This is a genomic window from Chloroflexota bacterium (assembly GCA_013152435.1).
GTDB lineage: Bacteria > Chloroflexota > Anaerolineae > DUEN01 > DUEN01 > DUEN01.
On record JAADGJ010000077.1, the window covers coordinates 3830 to 23288 of the forward strand.

Genomic DNA, 19459 nt, shown 5'->3' on the forward strand with positions numbered 1-19459 from the left:
TGGCCGGGCTTTCGATCCCCAACTTCATGTTGGCCCTGATCCTCATGGTCGTCGCCCAGAGGACGTTCGGCCAGTCTGTGGGCGGGCTGTTCTCCCGGGAGTACATGGATGCCCCCTGGAGTCTGGCCAAGTTCATCGACTTCCTGAAGCATCTCTGGGTCCCCGTTGTGGTCGTGGGTACGTCAGGGACGGCGGGGCTGATCCGCATGATGCGTGGGAATCTGCTGGACATCCTGAACATGCAGTACATCCAGGCCGCTCGCGCCCGGGGGTTGCCGGAGTCCAAGGTGATCGTCAAGCATGCCGTCCGGAACGCGATCCATCCCCTCATCATGCTGTTGGGGATGAGCTTGCCCGGCATCATCTCCGGCTCCACCGTGGTGGCGATCGTGCTCAGCCTGCCGACCACCGGGCCGCTGTATTTCAACGCGCTGCGGCAACAGGACATGTTTCTGGCCGGAACATTCCTTCTGTTCCTGTCGGTCATGCTGGTGATCGGGAACTTCCTGGCCGATCTCCTCCTGGCCTGGGTGGATCCCCGTATCCGGTTCGAATGACGTGCCGCCTGAAGGGTGGCCTCCTCAGCTTGCTCTTTCCCTCTTCCTCGGGAGGGGGAATTCCCACAGAACCTGGTTGATGAAGAGGATGGGTTATGGCCGAACAAGCTGTCCAGATATCACCACCCCTGGAAGAGGTTCCGACCCACGAGGAAACCGTGCCGGAAGTGGGGCGAATGTCCCTGTGGCAGCTCACGTGGCGCCGCTTCCTGCGGAATCGCCTGGCCGTCGGCGGTGGTATCGTGTTGATCCTGTTCTACCTCATGATCATCTTCGCCGACTTCCTGGCCCCCTATGATTACCTGAAGATCCAGGAAGACTACATTTTCATGCCGCCTCAGCGGATCCATTTCATCGACCGTGAGGGGAATTTCCACCTGCGCCCGTTCGTCTACGGGGTGGAGACGACCCTGGATATGGAGAATCTGGAGTGGATCCATAAGCCGGATTATAGCAAGAAGTACTTTGTGCGCTTTTTCGTGCGTGGGAGGCCCTACAAGCTTTTGGGGCTGTTCCCGACCGATGTGCACCTGTTCGGCGTCGATGAGCCGGGGACCATCTTCCTCTTTGGGACGGACCGGGTGGGGCGGGATATGCTCTCTCGCATCATCTTCGGCGGCCGCGTGTCCCTCACGGTGGGGCTGATCGGCGTGGCACTGACCATCTTCTTCGGCTCCGCCCTGGGCACGGCCTCCGGGTATTTCGGCGGCATGACGGACACCATCATGCAGCGCGTGATCGAGTTGCTGATGTCCTTCCCCACCATCCCGCTGTGGGCGGCGCTGGCGGCCGCGTTGCCGCCCGACTGGTCCACGGTCAAGAGGTATTTCGCCATCTCGATCATCCTCTCGCTGGTGGGGTGGACCGGGCTGGCGCGCCAGGTGCGGGCCAAGGTGCTGGCCTATCGGGAGATGGATTACACCTCGGCGGCGCGGGCGGCGGGGGCCTCGGACTGGCGCATCATCTTCGTGCACATGCTTCCCAACGCGCTGAGCCACATCATCGTCGTGGCCACCCTCTCGATCCCGGGCATGATCCTGGCGGAGACGGCCCTGAGCTTCCTGGGGTTGGGCATTCAGCCGCCCATGGTGAGCTGGGGCGTGTTGCTCGAGGATGCCCAGACGGTCAGTGTGGTCGTCCAGCACCCCTGGCTCATGATCCCGGGCCTCTTCGTCATCGTCGCCGTGTTGTGCTTCAACTTCGTGGGCGACGGCCTGCGTGACGCGGCCGACCCGTTTGCGATCTAGCGAAGGTCCGCTTTGTGTCGCCGGACTGTTGTTCGGCGGGAGCTTAGGTCATAGGCCAGAGCCTCGCCCCAACCGAGCAAGGAAGGGCTGAGAAAAGTCCTTAAGTTGATGCGAATGGGGCGAGGGAGATGAAAGGGGATGGGGAACGGCCCGCTATGCCTTCCCTGAGCTGGTGGAGCTCCCATGCTCCGCCCTCGTCCGCTGTCATATCGTGGCACAGGAGGAATGGCGTTGGAACGGGATGAGATCCTACGAGTGGAGGATTTGCGGGTCCACTTTTTCACCCAGGAGGGCCTGGTGCGAGCGGTGGACGGTGCCAGCTTCGTCGTGAGGAGGGGGGAGGTGCTGGGCATCGTCGGCGAGAGCGGGTGCGGGAAGAGCGTCACGGCCCAGGCGATCCTGAGGATTGTCCCGCCTCCGGGGGAGATCGTGGGTGGGAAGATCTTTTATCACCGCCGGATCAACGGCGATGGGTCTGGCGCCATGACCCAGGTGATCGATCTCACGGAGTTGCCCCCCCGTGGGCGGGAGATGCGGGAGATTCGCGGCGGCGAGATCTCCATGGTGTTTCAGGAGCCCATGACCTCCCTGGACCCGGTGTACACCATCGGGGATCAGATCATGGAGGCCATCACGTTGCATCAAAAGGTGACCAAGGCGGAGGCGCGAGAGCGGGCCATCGAGATGCTGCACCGGGTGGGGCTGCCCCAGCCCGCTGAGATGGTCGACAGTTACCCGCACCAGCTGAGCGGCGGGATGCGTCAGCGGGTGATGATCGCCATCGCGCTCAGCTGCAATCCCAGCCTGCTCATCGCAGATGAGCCCACGACCGCGTTGGACGTGACGACCGAGGCTCAGATCCTGGAGCTGATGAAGGATTTGCAGCGGGAGATGGGGACGACCATCGTGCTCATCACGCATAACCTGGGCGTCATCGCCGAGATGTGTGACGACGTCATCGTCATGTACCTGGGCAAGGTGGTCGAGCATGCGGACGTGGATTCCCTTTTCTTCAACCCGCAGCATCCCTACACCCGGGCGCTGTTGAAGTCCATCCCTCGCATCGAGGCGACGACCCGGGAGCGTCTGCAACCCATCCGTGGGATCGTGCCGGACCCATACGCCGTTCCCAGTGGGTGTCCCTTCTGGCCGCGCTGCGATGATTTCATGCCGGGGATCTGTGATCGCGAGGAGCCCGCCTACATCTCTATCGAGCCGGGCCACGAGGTGCGTTGCCATCTATACGATACGGAGAGGGAAGTCCATGCCCAGGCCAGCGCAGGATGAGATCCTATTAGAGGTTCGTGATCTGAAGAAGCACTTCCCCATCCGCCGAGGCTTCCTGCGGAAGACGGTCGGGTATGTGAAGGCGGTGGACGGAGTTTCCTTCTACATCAAGCGGGGGGAGACGTTCGGCCTGGTGGGGGAGAGCGGATGTGGCAAGTCCACCACCGGGCGTTGTCTCCTGCGGCTCATCGAGCCTACCAGCGGGGAGATCGTCTTCCATGATGAGGAGGCCGGGCCGCTCCACATCGAGCAGTTGGGCAAGGAGGAGATGAGGCGGCTGCGGCGGAACATGCAGATCATCTTCCAGGACCCCTACTCCTCCCTGAATCCCCGCCTGACCCTGAAGCGGATCGTGGGGGAGCCGCTCATCGTGAACAAGGTGGCCCAGGGTAGGGAGCTGGAGGATCGGGTGGCGGAGCTGTTGCGGGCGGTGGGATTGCGTCCGGAGTACATGGATCGATACCCGCATGCCTTCAGCGGTGGGCAGCGTCAGCGGATCAGCCTGGCCCGGGCATTGGCGCTGAATCCCAAGTTCATCGTCGCCGACGAGCCGGTCTCCGCCCTGGATGTCTCCGTGCAGGCGCAGGTGCTGAACCTGATGGAGGATTTGCAGGAGCAGTTCGATCTCACTTACCTGTTCATCGCCCACGATCTGAGCGTGGTGAAGCATATCAGCGATCGGGTGGCCGTGATGTACGTGGGCAAGCTCGTGGAGAGCGCCGAGACGAATGAGCTGTTCACGAATCCCAAGCATCCCTACACCGAGGCGCTCATGTCGGCCGTCCCCAAGCCCAACCCTCGTATCCGGTCGCGCCGGATCGTGCTCACGGGCGAGGTGGCGAGCCCGGCCAATCCGCCGTCCGGCTGTTACTTCCACCCCCGATGCCGCTACGCCCAGGATATCTGCCGGGTGGAGGAGCCCCAGCTGCGGGAGATCACCCCGGAGCATTTCGTGAGCTGTCATCTCGCCGAGGAGCTGGAGTTGCGAGGGGTCGTGTAACCCGAGAGGAAATCGGATGGCACGTTACGTGCTGGGGTATCTGCTGTGGGGCATCTCCACGGCCCTCGCCGTCCTCGACGTGTTGGTCAGCCGGGGAATGCTCATGCGGCTCTTTTCGATCACCGGCGCGGGGCGTTGGGTGTTGGGGGCTATCGATCGGTTCGGCGTGTTCATCCTGGGGTTGATCGGCTTTGCCTTCGTGCTGTACTGCGAGTACTACTACCGGGAGGGGGTCAGACGGCGTGTGCTGGGGCGGCGGTTCGCTCGGGTGACGGCCATCGAGGTGGCCGTGCTCGTGGTGGCCTATCTGGTCTCCCTCATCATCCGGTGATCGGGGCCGTCCGCCCTGATCGCCGCCAGCGTGGGTACCCGGCGCTCGGGAGGCGCTGGGTACTTGTGTTTTGGTGCGGGAGCTCGCCAACGGATGTCTCCACGTGTACCTGCCCATCCGTGCTCCAAGCGGACCGTTGTCCGCTTTGAGTCGCCGGACTGTTGTCCGGCGGGAGCTTAGAGTGTGCCTGAGAGATGTCGTTGCTTCTGCTGTGGGGAGCCTCTCCGGAAAAAGCCTTCCTCCCGCCTTCGACCTGCCCGGCCTCGGCCCGGGTCCTCCGGAAAGGGCCGAGAAAGGCAGGTGCAGGCCGGAAAAGCGGGGTTTTCCGTGGAGGGGCTCTCCCCTCCACGCCTCTCCCTGTGGAGCTGGTCGTTGAGGGAGAGCCTCAGACACCCTGCCGGTAAATTCTTGGGCCATAGGCCGGAGCCGGAGCCTCAACTGGGCGGGGGTATCCCCACCGCTCCGGTTTTTGACCTGCCTGGTTGGGGCCTGGGCTGGTGGCTTCTGGCCCGCAGGGCAGGTAACGGGCTGAAAAGAGGAGAGGAATGATGCCGCATCTGTTGGTTACACAGCTTCGGTTCGCACGCGATGAGCTGGTCCGCTGCCTGGACGGGATCTCGGACGAGGATGCCCGCCGGCGTCTGGGGCCCATGAACTGCATCAGCTGGATCATCGGACACCTGGCCAATCAGGAGCACGCATATTGGGTGCAGTGGGCGCAGGGGCGGAACCTGGCGCCGGATCTGCATGAGCGGGTGGGCTCGGGGCGTCCTCCTAGTACGCCGCCGCTGGATGAGATGTGGGCCATCTGGCGTCGGGTCACCCGGGCGGCCGATGAGTACCTGGACACGCTGACGCCGGAGCGGATGCAGACGTATCTGGAGCGAGAGGGTCGGCCGCTGCGGGAGAACATCGGCACCATGCTGCTGCGCAACATCTACCACTACTGGTTTCACATCGGCGAGGCGCACGCTATCCGCCAGCAGCTGGGGCATACGAACCTGCCCGAGTTCGTGGGCGATATGTCGCAGGTGGCTTACCGACCGGAGTGACGCGGCGGCGGGCTGGCAGTCTCGCGTCGCAGGGGAGCGGGCCGGGGCGTGTGGGCCGGATCATGGGTCTCACACGCCCCGCATGTGTCTACATGGCCCAGTCCATGGGCGTCGGTGACGTGAAGTCCGAGGTGACGGGCACCGGGTGGCCCTCCATGAAGGACGTCTGTATGGCGTCGAGGATCTCGACCACGTGGGCGGCCTGTGCGCCCGTGGCCCGTTGCGGTCGCCCCTCCGCGATGGCGTCCACCATCTCCACCACGGCCCGGCTCCACTCCGTGCCTGGGTATGGCTCCTTCACCAGCGGGATGGGCTCATAGGGCTCCCCGTATCGGGCGAACTCCACGGCCGCCGCGAAGTTTTGCCAGCTGCCCAGGTAGAGCGAGCCCAGGTCGCCGTGGAACTCGATCCCCTTCTGCTTGCTGTGGTGTCCGACGTAGAAGTTGGTGGTCAGGCGGACCACCGTGCCGTTGGCGAGCTCGATGGCCGCCACGACGAAGTCCGGCGTGTCGATGTGGAAGGAGGTGCCGATCGTGGTATTCCGATCGGGATACACCACCTTCCCATAGGCGACTACCTTTCGCGCCGGGCCGAAGATGGTGGTGAGCACGGTCAGCGGATACACGCCCACGTCGAAGAGGGCGCCTACCTGGTAGAACGGCTTGGGATTCGGGTGCCAGGATTCGATGCGCCCGTGGTTGACCTCCGCGTAGACCACCCGCACGGGGCCCAGGCGTCCCTCCCGGATGAGCTTCCAGGCCGTCTGTTGGGCCTCCCCCATAAATGTGATGGGAGCACAGCTCAGCCGCAGTCCTCTCTCCTCGGCCAGATCCACCAACGCTTTGGCCTCGGCGTACGTCATGGCCAGCGGCTTCTCGCTGTGCACATGCTTGCCCGCGTTCAGGCATTGGGTGATCACCGCCGGGTGTGCGTGATGGATCGTCAAATTGATGACGATATCCACCGCGTCGTCGGTCAGCAGATCTTCCAGTGAGGCGTAGGCTCTTCCGCCGTGTTGGGCGACGAACTCCTCCGCCCGCTGCGGGATCAGGTCGTATGCGCCCGTCAGGACGATGTGCTCGTACGGCTTGAGCGTCTCAGCGTAGGGCCCCGCGATGTTCCCGCAGCCGACGATGGCTACTCCGGTCTTTCCGTCGATCATGGTTCGCTCCTGATGGAAATGGTCCTGCTCTTTGTAGGGACCGGATCACCCGGCCCACCACATGTGGAGAACATGTAGAGCGGCTTTCCATAGCCGTCCATCGTCCGTCATACCCTGGCGAACGATGGATGGGTAAGAAACCCGTCTACCGTATGCGAAGGGCGTGTAGAGCGGCTTTCCATAGCCGCGCATCGTCCGATCATCAGACCTCGACGATCTTGTGCTCGATGAGCCAGGTGAGCGCCTCGTGGACGGCCTGGAGCGAGGAGTACCGCGGCCGGTAGCGGATCAGGCGCTCCGCCTTGGCGATGCTGCAGTTGGGGCTATGGGCGATGTGGTCCCATGTGGCCTGAGCCTCCTCCTCGGTGACCGTCTTACGCCACTCCTCCCAGGGGAGGAAGCGCAGCCGGGCGGGCTGGCCGAACCATCCGGCCACCGCCTCCGCATACCCGCGCAGCGTCAACGCCCTGGGGGAGACCACGTGAAAGCTCTCCCCCACAGCGGCGCTCCAATGGGCGATGGCCTGCATGAACGCCTGGGCCACGTCATCCGCGTGCACATGGTGTACCGTCTCCATGCCGATGTTGGGCAGCGCCAGCTCCTCGCCCCGTGCCAGCTTTGCGAAGACCTGCGGATTGAAGTTCCCCGCCGGGTTCAGCGGGACCCATCCGGGGCCTACGATGTGCCCGGGGTGCAGGATGGTGGCGGGGAATCCATGGCGCCGAGCCTCGTCGAGCAGATAGGCCTCGATAGCGGCCTTCTGCGTGCCGTACTCGCCCCAGGGGCGCCGGGGCTGCTCCTCGGTGATCGGGACCTCCACGCTGGGGCCGTGGACCCAGATGGTGCCGCAGTGCAGGAAGTGCTGTACCCGTCCTCGCAGCGCTTCCACCAGATGTTGGGCGCTTTCCAGTTGGAAGCAGATCATGTCGATCACCACGTCCGGCCGGAGATCTCGCACCCGGGCGCCGAAGGTGCCCGCGGCCTCCTCCGCCTTCCGATCCACCACGACCTGCCGCACGGATTTCCAGGCCCCATGCGGGTGGTAAGGCTCCCTCTGCCCCCGGCTGAGGTTGATCACCTCATGTCCGGCTTCGACCAGCCGGGGCACTAGGTATGTGCCCACGTGTCCCGTGCCACCGATGATGACCACACGCATCGTCGTTCACCTCCTGCGTCGTAAGTGGAGAGAAGATTTTCCGCTTTCTGCCCTTTGCCTACTTGGGCCCGGCCTGAGCGCGTGTTTGAGAAATCCGTTGCTCCTACTTGAGGAGGCCCGGAGGGGGAACCCTCTCCGGAAGAAGCCTTTCCCCGCTCTGACCTGCCAGGCTTCGGCCAAAGCCTTGCGGAAGGGGCCGAGAAGGGCAGGCGCAGGCCAGGAAAGTGGGGTTTTCATGGAGGGGGGACCCCCTCCATGCCTCCCCCTGTGGAGCGTTGTCGCTGAAAGACGCCTTCAGACACCTGGCTGGTAACTGTTCAAATACGCTCTGAGCTCCCTCCCAAGGCTTGGGAACGGCGGGCAAGGGGGGAAGCGGTTTCATGAGCTGTAGTGAAGGGCGTTAGATCTCCTGAGCTGCGGGATCAAGCGGGAGTCGGATGGGGCGCCCTCCCTCCAATGAGGATTGCCGGATGGCCAGGATGATCTCCTGATCCAGGCGTGCCTGGTGAGGGCCGTAAGTGGGCTCGGTGTCATGGCGCACCGCGTCCACCAGGCTCATCAGACAGCCTGCCACGCCGATCTCGTCATCGTGCCACTGCATGCCGTGCCCCTGCCGGGCGGGGCGGAATGGGTTGTCCCATCGCACGATGGGCAGATCCGGATCGCCCGTGTGGGCGACCATGGCCTCCAGGGCGCCGCCGTCCACGCGCTCCCAGCGGCGTTCCAGCGTGATGAAGCGCGGCGCCTCACCGCCGGGCGCGAGCAGCGTCAGCCACTCCTGCACGTTCAGCCCCACGCCCACCGTGATCCCCATCCCCTTCTCCGCCAGGAACCGGCTGCTCCGCCACCAACGCAACGGGGAGTCGTAGCCCACGTTCGTCCAGTGGAAGATGCCCAGCCGGCCGTCCTCGAACTCGATGATGCCGTGTTCCTGGGTCTCGGTCCGGGGGGCGGTCTGGTTGGCCAGCCGGGACCAGTGGGAGGCCAGCTCGTACTGACGGACGGCGCCGGTCACCTGAACGGGCTTGGCGTCGAAGCCCAGGTAGCTGCGCATGACGCTGACGCCGTGATAGCCGTGGCCGGCGAAGTCGTTAAACGACGTGTGGACGCGGCCGAACAGGCCGGAGGCGATCAGCTTGAGCTTGATCTGCTCCAGGGGGCGGCGGTGGAACTGTTCGGCTACCTCGATCTTCAGCTCCCGCTCGGAGGCGGCCTGGATGATGGCGTCCGCCTCGCTCAGCTTGTGCGCGATGGGCGTCTCCAGGAGCACGTGCAGTCCGCTTTCCACGGCCATCCGTCCCACCTGCCCGTTGGCCTGATAGGCGACGGAGACGATGCCGATCTGTGGAGCGGTCTCCCGGATCATCCGGTCCATGTGGGTGTACCAGGGCACCTCCAGGCTTTCGCCCAGCCGACGGGCGGAATCGGGGCTGCGCCCCCAGACGGCGACCAGCGTGACCTCCTGGGACAGGGCCTTCAGCAGGGGGCCGTACATGTAGTCGGATCGGCGGGCGGTGCCGATGATCGCCACGCGTAGCGGATCTTGGGCAGATGTCATGTTCACCTCCTGGCCGCATTGTACCACAAGGGAGGTGGTTTGGCTCCCCTTGCACGAACGGGGATTCTGGGGCACACTCTCTGGGAAACGATCACAGGAGGAGATCCTATGGGAGGCGACATGCGAGTCCTGGCCCTTGGCGACTATACCAATGTGCGGTTCCATCCGTTTCGGGGGGTGGACGATCAGCTGAAGGAGATCCTATCCCACGTAGGGTGTGAGGTGGTCTGCACAGAGGATCGAGATGCGCTTCTGTTGGAGAATCTGTCCGGGTATGAGGTGTGCGTCTCCTATACGGACGCCGGTGAACAACGGCTCACGGCCGCGCAGATGGCCGGGCTCCTGCAGTTCATCGCCTCCGGCGGAGGCTTCGTCGTCATTCACGCCGGCCTCTTCGGGGAGAACATGGAGTATCGCCACCTCGTGGGCGCTCGCTTCGTCGAGCATCCGCCTCGGCAGGCCCTCTCTATCGTGGTCTCAGACCCTAACCACCCGATCATGGAGGGGGTGTCGGACTTTGTGATCGAGGATGAGCTATATCTGTTCGAGTTCGTGCAACCCAATGACCTGCATGTCATCGCGGAGTGCCAGTTCGAGGGGAAACGCTATCCGAACGCCTGGGTGCGTCCCTTTGGCCTTGGGCGTGTGGCCTACCTGGCGCTCGGGCACTCCCTGGAATCGTTCCAAAATGAGATGTTCGCGAGGATGGTGGCCAACGCCGTGTTGTGGGCCGGGGCCGCCCGCGAGCGCCCCGAACCTGTGTTACAATAGAGGGCACCCTCACAAGATCGCATCGGTCGGAGCTTCGATCAGGCAGGTCCAAGGCCTATCTCGCCGTCCAGGAAACTCGCTTTCCTCCGGGATCCTCCCAGCGCTTCCATCGAGCGGGGATACACGACCTGGCCTCGCCTGAGCTGGATGGGCTTTCCCGGGAGGGGGATAATGGCACGTTATCAGGTCTACTTGGAGGTTCACAGCGATGGGAGGTGCATGGCTCATGTGCCCGAGTTACCCGGCTGCTTCGCCAGAGCGCCGACCCGGGATGAGGCGCTGAGCCGAATCGTCGCCGCGATCGGCGATTATCACGCCTGGCTGCGCCGTCACGGCGAGCTTGTCCCGCCTACGGATGTCCCCATCGAGACCGAGGTCGCTGGCGAGAGCCTCGGCTTTGGCCCCTTTGATCCAGGAGACGCCGCTGCCCTTTTCCCGCCCGATCAAACACCCATCACCCCAGATGAGATGGAGCACCTCTTCCGTCTTATGGGCCATGCTCGCGCCGATCTGTTGGCTCTGGTCCGTGATCTGCCTGACGATCTCCTGGATTGGCAGCCCACCTCGCGGTCCCTCAGCATCCGTCGCCTGTTGCGTCACATCGGCGACGCCGAGGAGTGGTACGTCTCCCGTCTGGTATCCCCGGAGACGCTGCCTCCGGAGTGGGAGCATGACGAGGACCTGCTCCTCTTCCAGTTCCTGGAGATGGAGCGGCGTACCGCCATAGCCCGGCTGCGCCAGCTCACCGATGAGGAACGATCGCAGGTGTTCTATCCCGCTCACTGGACGCGACATCCCGAAGAGCCGTGGACGGCGCGCAAGGTTCTGCGGCGTTTCCTGGAGCACGAGCGGGAGCACACGGCGCAGGTGCGAGAGATCCTGGTCGCCCGGATACGTCACCTGCTCGCCCGTCTGGCGATGGAGCGCGCCAGCCTGCTGGAGCTGCTCCTGGGGCTGGACGAGCGGGTACTCTCTGAGGTGCCTCTCATAGGCGACTGGACCGTCAAGGATGTGCTGGCCCACATCGCCGCCTGGGATCGTTGGGAGGATCAGGCCATGCGGCGCATGGTGGCCGGGGAGGAGCCCGATTTCTCTGCGATACAGGACTTCGACGCGGCGAACGCCGCCTTCATCGCTGTGTGGCGTGACCGATCTCTGGCTGACGTGCTGGCCGAGTTGCGAGCGGCTCGGGCGGATTGGGTGGCCTGGCTGAAGGGCCTGTCTGTCGAGGAGTTCTTCCGGCGCCGTTCCTATGCGGGATGGGATTGGTCGTTCTTCGTGACCCCATTGCGGGTCCAGTGGCAGCATGACGCCGAACACGCGGCCCAGATCGCAGCCTGGCGGGAGGCTGAAGGAGGGAACGGGGGCATAGGCCCCAAGGAGGTGCTGCTCGTCGCCCTGGAGGCTGCCCGTGAGGAGCTGTTGGCGGCCGCCGATTTGGTGCCGCCCGAGGAGAGAGCGTCGCTACCGGTTTGCGGGAATTGGACGCTCAAAGATGTATTGGGGCACGTGGCCGACTGGGATCGGCTGTGTGTGGAGGGTTTGCGCCAGGTAGTCGCCGGCCGGGTTCCTCAGATCGAGCACGTGGAAGATCTGGAGGTCTGGAACCAGGATCACGTGGAGGCTCGTCGCGATGAGCTGTGGGAGGTGGTGTGGGTCGATTTTCATATCACCCGTGCGGCGCTGTTGGAGATCCTGGAGGAGATGGACCAGGCCGACCTGGCCCGGTTCTTCCCCAGCCCCTGGGAGCCGGAGAGCACTCCCTATGATTGGGTTCATGCCTTCCTGGCCCATGACCGAGGGCATGCTCGGGACTTGCGGGGGGCGGCGGGTGGGATATCCTGACGCCTCGGGCGGTCATCCCGTTCGGACGGTCGTGTGGAACGGATGTATTGTACGGACGTGAGACGCGGAGATCGCCGCGTGTCGGACTGGGAAGGCGTCGCTGTGCTGTGTCGGAGCACGGATGGTCGATCCCTGCTGATGGTCCTACAAGGGCGCCCCGACGAGGAGCCCACATGGGCCGTGCCGGGGGGATCGATCGAGCCGGGTGAGACGCCGGAACAGGCCGCCATCCGAGAGATGAAGGAGGAGGCGGGGCTGGATGTCCACATCATGAGCCTGTACGCCGTTGTGGACGGGACGAGGGATTACGGGACGTATCGGGTGTACTATTATCACGCGGACGTCGTGGGGGGCGAGGCACGGACTCGTGATCCCGATGCCCTGATACATGCCGTGGCGTGGGTCCCCGCCGAGAGGCTCCCTGGCCTGAGCCTCAGCCATGAGGATCAGCGGTGGATCCTGTTGACGTTCATGGGGGTGCTGTGATGGATGTGGAGGCCGAACGGCGATATCTGCTGAGCGAGATCCAACAGCGTGTCGACCCTGAATATCAGTCAGGGGTCAGCATGGCGGTCCCGACCGGGCTCCAGGTCTACGGCGTGCGAGTGCCCCGCCTGCGAGAGATCGCCCGCGCCTGGTATCGTACGCACAAGGGGATTGGCCGTGAGGACCTGATGGCGCTAGTGGAGGCGTTATGGGATGGCGAGTCCCGGGAGGAGCGGGTGCTGGCCCTGATGTTGCTCCAGCGCTATAAGCGATGGATCCCGGCCCTGACCTGGGCGCACTTCGACCGCTGGCGTCGGGGCCTGGACAACTGGGAGCTGACCGATGGGCTTGGGGTACGGATCCTGGGGGCCTGGGTGCTGGATAATCCGGAAGCCCGGCTGCATCACTTGCGGGATCTGATCGCCGACGAGGACGTGTGGAGCCGACGGCTGGCGCTGGTGGCTACCGTGTGGCTGAACCGGGGCCGGAAGGACGTCAGCTTTCCGGATTTCACGTTGGAGCTGATGGATCGGGTGAAGGCAGAGCGTCACCCGATGATCACCAAAGCCGTCTCCTGGGCGTTGCGGGAGATGACCAAGGAACATCCGGACCGGGTGGCTGCCTATCTGGAGGAGAACCGGGACATCCTGGCCCCTCACATCGTGCGCGAGGTGGGCAACAAGCTGCGCACCGGGCTCAAAAGCGGTAAGACGAATCCTTGAAGATCGTGTTCAATCGCCGCTTGGGGAAGGTGGGAGCGTCACTTTTATAAGGTGTAGTCACTACACCTTATCATGGTGTATGTCAAGGGGGTGTGATGAGGCAGCCAGCAGACCAGGGCGGCGAAGGCGGGGAATCCAAACTGTCGAGGGCGTGGCAGGGCCGGGCCGGTGAGGTGATCAGACGGTGCTACGATCAGCAGCCTGAGGCGGAGTGGGAGCGGTTGGAGCGGCATCGCACCGAGTTCGCCGTCACCTTGCGGGCGCTGGAGGAGCACCTTCCTCCTCCGCCAGCGAAGGTGTTGGATTGCGGCGGCGGCCCCGGCCGCTACGCCATCGAGCTGGCTCGTCGTGGCTATGAGGTCACGCTCTTCGACCTCTCGGCCGGGTGCCTGCAGATGGCGCGAGAAAAGGCTGCGGAAGTCGGCGTGGCTCTGGCTGGCTACGAGCAGGGCACGGCCACCGATCTCGCCCGCTTTCCCGACGAGGCCTTCGACGTCGTGCTGCTCATGGGGCCTCTTTACCACTTGCTGGAGGAACGGGATCGTCGTCAGGCGCTGGCCGAAGCCCGGCGGGTGCTGAGATCCGGCGGTCCTCTCTTCGCGGCCTTCATCTCCCGCTACGCGCCGATCCGCTACGCCGCCGTTCACGAGCCCACCTGGCCTCTGGAGCAGCCGGAACGCCTGGAGGCGCTTCTGGCTACGGGCATCCTGCCCCCGCGTGGGACGGGAGAGCCGGAGTTCGTCGCTTATTTCGCCCATCCCACGGAGGTCGTCCCGCTGTGCCGCGACGAGGGGTTTGAGATCGTGACCGTCCTGGGCGTCGAGGGGCTCGTGAGCATGATCGAGGGACCGGTGAACGTCCTTTCTGGAGACGCGTGGAGCGTATGGGTGGACCTGAACTATCAGGTGGCGGATGATCCCACCATTCACGGCTGCGTCGAGCATCTGTTGGTCGTCGCCGTCAAGCCCCGTTGGCGGGCGGTGCTGCGCCGGGTCGCCCGGCGGCTGAGCCGGGCTGGGGTGAGCTACAAAGTCGTCGGCGGGGCTTCGGTCGCGCTGCATGGCGTCCCGGTACCGGTGAAAGACATCGACATCGAGACGGACGCCGAAGGCGCTTACCGCTTCCAGGCCCTCTTCGCCGAACATGCAGTAGAGTCCGTGGCTTTGCGCGAGGATGCGACCTACCGCTCTCACCTCGGCCGCTTCGACTTCGACGGGGTCGTCATCGAGGTCATGGGGGACCTGCGACGGAGAGAAGATGAAAACTGGGTGCCCACGGCGGCGATGACGGAGACATCGGTGGATCTGGACGGCGCCCCTGTACGCGTCTCATGGCTGGAGGAGGAGACGCTGGCCTACATCCGGCAGGGAAGGCTCGACCGGGCCGCTCAGTGTCTGCCCCATTGCGATCGAGATCGGCTGCTGAAGCTGCTGCGCGGGGAACAGGATACGGGCGTGTTGTGAACGCCTCTCGTTTATGCACCCTTCATTCGATCCTCTTCTCAGCGTCCTTCGCGACACAGCGGTGAGCGGTAGGGGATTGCCGCTGTTCTACCCTTGACGAAATAGAACGTTTGTGCTATGCTTGGGGTGTCACTGCAAGGATTGGCTTGTTGACACGCGCAGGGCTGCGGCCCGGGGAGGCGAATGATGGGGAACCCGTTCGTTCATGTGGAGATCGGCACGCGTGACATGGAGAAAGCCCGGGGGTTCTATGAGAGGGCCTTCGATTGGAGGGTGGAGATCGCTCCCTCGGAAGGGCCGCCTTATGGCCTGATCGACACCGGGGCGCCGCCCAAGGGCGGTCTGTTTGCTCTCCCTCCAGATGTGCCCGTCGGCGTCACCGTGTACATCGGGGTCGATAGCATCGAAGAGGCGCTGAGCAGGATCGAGGCCGCCGGAGGGAAGACGGTGATGCCCAAACAGGAAGTCCCCAGCGAGGGATGGTTCGCCCTCTTCTCGGATTTGGACGGGAATGTGTTGGGGTTGTGGGAGGGAGCGCTGGACTAGCTCCCGGAAGAAGTGGGGGAGGACGTCCCCGGATCACCTTCTGTCTCCTCTCATCTTCCTCGTCGGCGCCGGTCCCGTGGATGTCAGCTGAGGGGAAGGACGTCGTCGGCAATCTCACTGGGCCATGCGGTATACTCCAAGGTGATGGGATCGATCCGGCACGGCGGCGCTGCTGGGAGAAGCACGGATGCACCAAGGAGGTATGGCATGGCCCCAATCATTTTCCATCCCGATATCAAGTACCGGCACAAGCTGTTCCTCATCGCAGGCTTGCTTGGCGTGATCGTCCTGGCGTTCAGTGTGGCGATGGGCATCGCGATCGGCGCCGATGTGGATGGCGCAGCGGGGATGCGCATCGGGGCGATCGTCGCCGTGCTGGTGAATCTGATCTGGCTCATCCCGGCCTTGCTCCTCATCCCCCCGTACTATCGCAGCCTCCGCTACGAGATCCATGAGGATGAGGTCATCGTGCATGCTGGCGTCATCACCAAGTCGGTCAAGCACGTGCCCTTTCGCACCGTAACCAATCTGAAGGTGGTGCAGGGGCCGCTGGATCGATTGTTCGGCATCGGCACGCTGAACATCCAGACGGCGGGCATGAGCGGACAGACGGGGGCGGAGGAGAGCCTGGTCGGGTTGCCGAACTTCCAGGAGGTCTATGAGCAGGTGGCGGAGGCCCTGCGACGCTTCCGGGGGGGCATGGCGCCCACACAGGCGGAGGTGGAGCCCGTGCCGGTAGAGGGGGATCTGCTGGCTGCCATCCTCGATGAGCTGCGGGCGATCCGTAGGATCCTCGAGCGGACGTGAGCAGGCGGGCGGATCTACGGGCCGTCGCGGCCTGAATCAGGGGGGAGGATCTCATGGCCCAGGTGACCGTTTCACGCACAGCTTTCAGGGAGTTCAACCGGGTGATGGTGTTGCTCTGGCGCCTGGGCCTGGGACGGTGGATCAACCTCTGTCCCGAGGTGGGAGGACGGATCATGGTCCTGACCACCATCGGGCGGCGGTCGGGCCTCAGACGGCGCACTCCGGTGAATTACGCTCCAGGGGACGGCGAGGTGTATTGCATGGCCGGCTTCGGCAGGAGGGCCGATTGGTATCGCAACCTCCAGGCAGACCCGGAGGTCGAGGTGTGGCTTCCGGAGGGGCGGTGGATCGGGCGCGCGGAGGAGGTTACAGACCCCGAGGAGCGATTGCCTCTCGTGCGGCAGGTCCTGGTGAACAGCGGGTTCGCCGCCTCGGCCTTTGCGGGCATTGATCCGCACACCATCTCCGACGAGGAGCTGCAAGGGGTGGCGGCCGACTGGCCCGTGCTCCGCATCCGGCTGGAGCACCCGCTCGGCGGTCCGGGCGGCCCGGGCGACCTGGCGTGGGTGTGGCCGGTGATCGGCGTCGTGGCGCTGGTGTGGCTGTGGAAACGGCTGCGATGATGTCTTCGCTTTGACAATTCCGGTCCTCCGTGTTATCATGAGAGTACTTCTGAGCATGGATTCGATGGTTATGGAAGGCATTTCTCACGTCGCATTGCCGTGTCAAGGCACCGCTCATAAGGCGGCTGTCGACGTGACCCCGCGCTTCAGCTCCGGCTGGCGCGGGTTTTATTTTGTCTACTTTTACTTTTTTGCCTACTGGAGTGTAGGCCCATCGCTCCATGCCGGGGAGGGTTAGCGGTTTCGCCAACGGAGTCAAAGACCGTAAGACATGAGAGAGCGTGGAGCGATGAGCCCACGCTCTTTTGTTTATTGGCACCGATTCGGCCCCAGGTAGCGCCGCCATCTGCGGTGGGGCGATTCAGGAGTCGCCCCACCCGGGTGTGGAGCCGTTCGTTGCGGCGATGGATGCTTCACGGCATCCCGTTTGCGTGCGGTGCTATCCGGCCCCATTCTGGACTCGATGAAGGAGGTTGCGATGCCCTGTCGTGGCGTTCGCGGTGCGACCACCGCCGAGGCCAACACCCGGGAGGCCATCTTGCAGGCGACCCGGCAGTTGCTGGCCTTGATGATCCGGCTGAACGACATCGATCCGGACGATGTGGCAAGCGTGATCTTCAGCACCACGCCTGATCTGGACGCCGAGTTCCCCGCACTCGCCGCACGGCAGTTGGGATGGCTGGAGGTCCCCCTGCTGTGCACGCACGAGATGCATGTGCCCGGGGCCCTGCCGCGCTGCATCCGGGTGCTGTTGCACTGGAATACGGAGAAATCGGCCCGGGAGATCAACCACGTCTATATCAAGGAGGCGGCTAGCCTGCGTCCCGATCTTTCCCAGATTCCGTCGGTGGATTGGGACGAACTGGAGGCATGGATCGCGGATCATCTCGCCGTTCATTCTGATGGCGGGAACCTCAAGCCGGAGGGGAATGCATCATGAAGAAGATGATCGTCGCCTTTCAGGGCGAGCATGGGGCCTATTCGGAGGAAGCCATCCGCCAGAACCTGGGGGATGAGGTGGAGACATTGCCCTGCCGCTCCTTCGAGGATCTCTTCGCGGCGGTGGAGTCCGGGCGGGCCGAGTTGGCGGCCTTACCGGTGGAGAACTCCGTCGCCGGGTCGATCAATCGGGCTTACGACTTGTTGTTGGAGCGGGACCTCAAGATCTGGGGGGAGATCGTGCTCCACGTGCGACACAACCTGATGGCGCCGCCCGGCACCACGTTGGAGCAGCTGACCCAGGTGCGATCGCATCCCCAGGCGCTGGCCCAGTGCGAGCGTTATCTCAACCAGCATGAGTTGAAGGCGGTGCCCTGGTATGACACGGCCGGCAGCGCCAAGGAGCTGGCGGCCAACCCTGAGCCGGGCGTGGGGGCGATCGCATCGGCGCTGGCTGCGGAGGTCTATGGCCTGGAGATCCTGGATCAGGATATTCAGGACCTGGCCTGGAACTACACGCGTTTCTTCCTCATCGGACATCAGGAGCCGGAGCGGAAGGATCCCAGCAAGACCTCCCTGGTGTTTGCGACGCCTCATACCCCTGGCGCCCTGCACGCTTGCCTGGGGGAGTTCGCCAATCGAGGCATCAACCTGACCAAGATCGAATCCCGCCCACGCCGCAACCGGCCGTGGCATTACGTCTTCTATCTGGATTTTGAGGGGCATTGGCAGGACAAGCGCTGTCGGGAGGCTCTGGTAGGGCTGTTGTCCCGGGCGGCCTTCGTGAAGCTGTTGGGCTCGTATCCGGCTGCCCCGATGCCACAGGTGGAGAACGGCGGCCAGGAGGCGCTGTTGCAGATTTGATGTGAGCGCTCGTATTGGCATACGCGACACACGTGGGGCGAGATTGGCTACGCTCCTCAGGCTTGGCCTTTCGGGTAGCGGAAGGCGCTACCTAGATATAGTGTGATGTCACAAAAGAAGCCGTATATATGGGTGCTCAATATGAGCGGATGGAAACGAGTGGGTTTCTCTGAGAGTGTGTCTGAGAAATGCCGCTGCTTCCGCTGTGGGGAGGCCCGAGGGGCTCCGCCCCTCCGGAAAAAGTCCTCCTTCCGCCTTCGACCTGCCCGGCCTCGGCCTGGATCTTTCGGGAAGGGCCGAGAAAGGCAGGTACAAGCCGGAAAAGGAGGATCTCCGTGGAGGGGAGATCCCCTCCACACCTCCCCTGTGGAGCTGATAGCTGAGGAAGATCCTCGGACACCTTGTCGGTAAATTCTCAGACACGCTCTGAGGTTTCACGCGAATATCAGAGCTTTTGAACATAGGGGGAGGGCCATGATCGTCGTGATGAAGCAAGACGCCACGGTCAGCGAGATCGGGGCGGTGATTGCCAAGGTCCAGGAGTTGGGGTTGCACCCGCATCCCATTTATGGCGAGATGCGCACCGTCGTCGCCATCGTGGGGGAGGAGCGGGTGGTCAATCCGGAGGTGTTCGAGGTGATGCCCGGGGTCGAGCGGACGATGCCTGTATTGCAGCCGTTCAAGCTGGCCAGCCGTGACTCGAAGCCGGATCCCTCGATCATCCGCCTGAACGGGTTGCACATCGGTGGCCGCCAGCTGGTCATGATGGCGGGACCCTGTTCCGTGGAGGATCGCTCGCAACTGTTGGAGACGGCCCATGCGGTGAAGGAGGCGGGCGCACACGTGCTGCGCGGCGGCGCCTTCAAGCCGCGCACGTCCCCTTACTCCTTCCAGGGGCTGGGCGAGAAGGGGTTGGAGCTGCTGGCGGAGGCGCGGGAGGAGACAGGCCTGCCCATCGTCACCGAGGTGATGACCCCGGAGACGGTGCCGCTGGTGGCGCACTACGCGGATATCCTGCAGATCGGCGCTCGGAACATGCAGAA

18 protein-coding genes and 2 pseudogenes (2 of these 20 cut by a window edge) are annotated in these 19459 nt (G+C 64.0%); 17 read left to right on the plus strand and 3 right to left on the minus strand.

Annotated features, from left to right (window positions below; translation table 11 throughout):
- The 6 genes and pseudogenes from GXP39_11420 to GXP39_11445 all read left to right on the plus strand — a co-directional run.
- Window positions 1-557, plus strand: a pseudogene (locus GXP39_11420) (ABC transporter permease) (it extends 424 nt beyond the left edge of the window).
- Between the two features lie 95 nt (window positions 558-652).
- Complete coding sequence (locus GXP39_11425) at window positions 653-1804, plus strand: ABC transporter permease (protein NOZ28647.1); 1152 nt, start codon at window positions 653-655, stop codon at window positions 1802-1804.
- Between the two features lie 225 nt (window positions 1805-2029).
- Window positions 2030-3091, plus strand: coding sequence for an ABC transporter ATP-binding protein (locus tag GXP39_11430; protein ID NOZ28648.1), 1062 nt, complete (start codon window positions 2030-2032; stop codon window positions 3089-3091).
- Window positions 3069-4091, plus strand: a complete 1023-nt coding sequence (locus tag GXP39_11435) for a dipeptide ABC transporter ATP-binding protein (GenBank protein NOZ28649.1) — start codon at window positions 3069-3071, stop codon at window positions 4089-4091. Before GXP39_11430 ends, GXP39_11435 begins: the two co-directional genes overlap by 23 nt.
- A gap of 16 nt (window positions 4092-4107) precedes the next feature.
- Window positions 4108-4422, plus strand: a complete 315-nt coding sequence (locus GXP39_11440) for a hypothetical protein (protein NOZ28650.1) — start codon at window positions 4108-4110, stop codon at window positions 4420-4422.
- Window positions 4423-4970: 548 nt separating this feature from the next.
- Window positions 4971-5474 carry a DUF664 domain-containing protein gene (locus GXP39_11445; GenBank protein NOZ28651.1) on the plus strand — a complete coding sequence of 168 codons (504 nt, stop codon included), beginning with the start codon at window positions 4971-4973 and terminating at the stop codon, window positions 5472-5474.
- Window positions 5475-5562: 88 nt separating this feature from the next.
- Here the strand turns inward: GXP39_11445 and GXP39_11450 are convergent, their stop codons facing one another.
- The 3 genes from GXP39_11450 to GXP39_11460 all read right to left on the minus strand — a co-directional run bounded on the left by GXP39_11450 (window position 5563) and on the right by GXP39_11460 (window position 9350).
- Entirely contained in the window at window positions 5563-6636 is a 1074-nt protein-coding gene (locus tag GXP39_11450; protein ID NOZ28652.1) for a Gfo/Idh/MocA family oxidoreductase, read from the minus strand.
- Between the two features lie 202 nt (window positions 6637-6838).
- A complete protein-coding gene (locus tag GXP39_11455) occupies window positions 6839-7792 on the minus strand; it encodes an NAD-dependent epimerase/dehydratase family protein (GenBank protein NOZ28653.1) in 954 nt (317 codons plus the stop codon).
- 400 nt (window positions 7793-8192) lie between these two features.
- The gene (locus GXP39_11460) at window positions 8193-9350 is read right to left on the minus strand and encodes a Gfo/Idh/MocA family oxidoreductase (protein ID NOZ28654.1); all 1158 of its coding nucleotides are present in this window, start codon (window positions 9348-9350) and stop codon (window positions 8193-8195) included.
- A 108-nt stretch (window positions 9351-9458) separates the two neighbouring features.
- On the opposite strand from GXP39_11460, the gene GXP39_11465 reads away from it, so the two are divergent.
- The 11 genes and pseudogenes from GXP39_11465 to aroF all read left to right on the plus strand — a co-directional run.
- The gene (locus GXP39_11465) at window positions 9459-10121 is read left to right on the plus strand and encodes a ThuA domain-containing protein (GenBank protein ID NOZ28655.1); all 663 of its coding nucleotides are present in this window, start codon (window positions 9459-9461) and stop codon (window positions 10119-10121) included.
- Between the two features lie 171 nt (window positions 10122-10292).
- On the plus strand, window positions 10293-11966 hold the full coding sequence (locus GXP39_11470) for a ClbS/DfsB family four-helix bundle protein (GenBank protein ID NOZ28656.1): 1674 nt from the start codon (window positions 10293-10295) through the stop codon (window positions 11964-11966).
- A gap of 78 nt (window positions 11967-12044) precedes the next feature.
- On the plus strand, window positions 12045-12452 hold the full coding sequence (locus GXP39_11475) for an NUDIX hydrolase (GenBank protein NOZ28657.1): 408 nt from the start codon (window positions 12045-12047) through the stop codon (window positions 12450-12452).
- Window positions 12419-13174: a DNA alkylation repair protein gene (locus tag GXP39_11480; protein ID NOZ28658.1), complete on the plus strand. Its 756-nt coding sequence runs from the start codon at window positions 12419-12421 to the stop codon at window positions 13172-13174. The genes GXP39_11475 and GXP39_11480 overlap by 34 nt, the downstream gene beginning before the upstream one ends.
- 95 nt (window positions 13175-13269) lie before the next feature.
- The gene (locus GXP39_11485) at window positions 13270-14637 is read left to right on the plus strand and encodes a methyltransferase domain-containing protein (protein ID NOZ28659.1); all 1368 of its coding nucleotides are present in this window, start codon (window positions 13270-13272) and stop codon (window positions 14635-14637) included.
- A gap of 183 nt (window positions 14638-14820) precedes the next feature.
- The gene (locus GXP39_11490) at window positions 14821-15183 is read left to right on the plus strand and encodes a VOC family protein (protein NOZ28660.1); all 363 of its coding nucleotides are present in this window, start codon (window positions 14821-14823) and stop codon (window positions 15181-15183) included.
- Window positions 15184-15390: 207 nt separating this feature from the next.
- Window positions 15391-15990, plus strand: coding sequence for a PH domain-containing protein (locus tag GXP39_11495; GenBank protein NOZ28661.1), 600 nt, complete (start codon window positions 15391-15393; stop codon window positions 15988-15990).
- Window positions 15991-16043: 53 nt separating this feature from the next.
- Window positions 16044-16613 carry a nitroreductase family deazaflavin-dependent oxidoreductase gene (locus tag GXP39_11500; GenBank protein NOZ28662.1) on the plus strand — a complete coding sequence of 190 codons (570 nt, stop codon included), beginning with the start codon at window positions 16044-16046 and terminating at the stop codon, window positions 16611-16613.
- Window positions 16614-17091: 478 nt separating this feature from the next.
- Window positions 17092-17553 carry a chorismate mutase gene (aroH, locus tag GXP39_11505; GenBank protein ID NOZ28663.1) on the plus strand — a complete coding sequence of 154 codons (462 nt, stop codon included), beginning with the start codon at window positions 17092-17094 and terminating at the stop codon, window positions 17551-17553.
- A 5-nt stretch (window positions 17554-17558) separates the two neighbouring features.
- Window positions 17559-18416 carry a prephenate dehydratase gene (gene pheA / locus GXP39_11510; GenBank protein NOZ28664.1) on the plus strand — a complete coding sequence of 286 codons (858 nt, stop codon included), beginning with the start codon at window positions 17559-17561 and terminating at the stop codon, window positions 18414-18416.
- 474 nt (window positions 18417-18890) lie between these two features.
- A pseudogene (gene aroF / locus GXP39_11515) lies at window positions 18891-19459 on the plus strand (3-deoxy-7-phosphoheptulonate synthase); it runs 439 nt beyond the window's last position.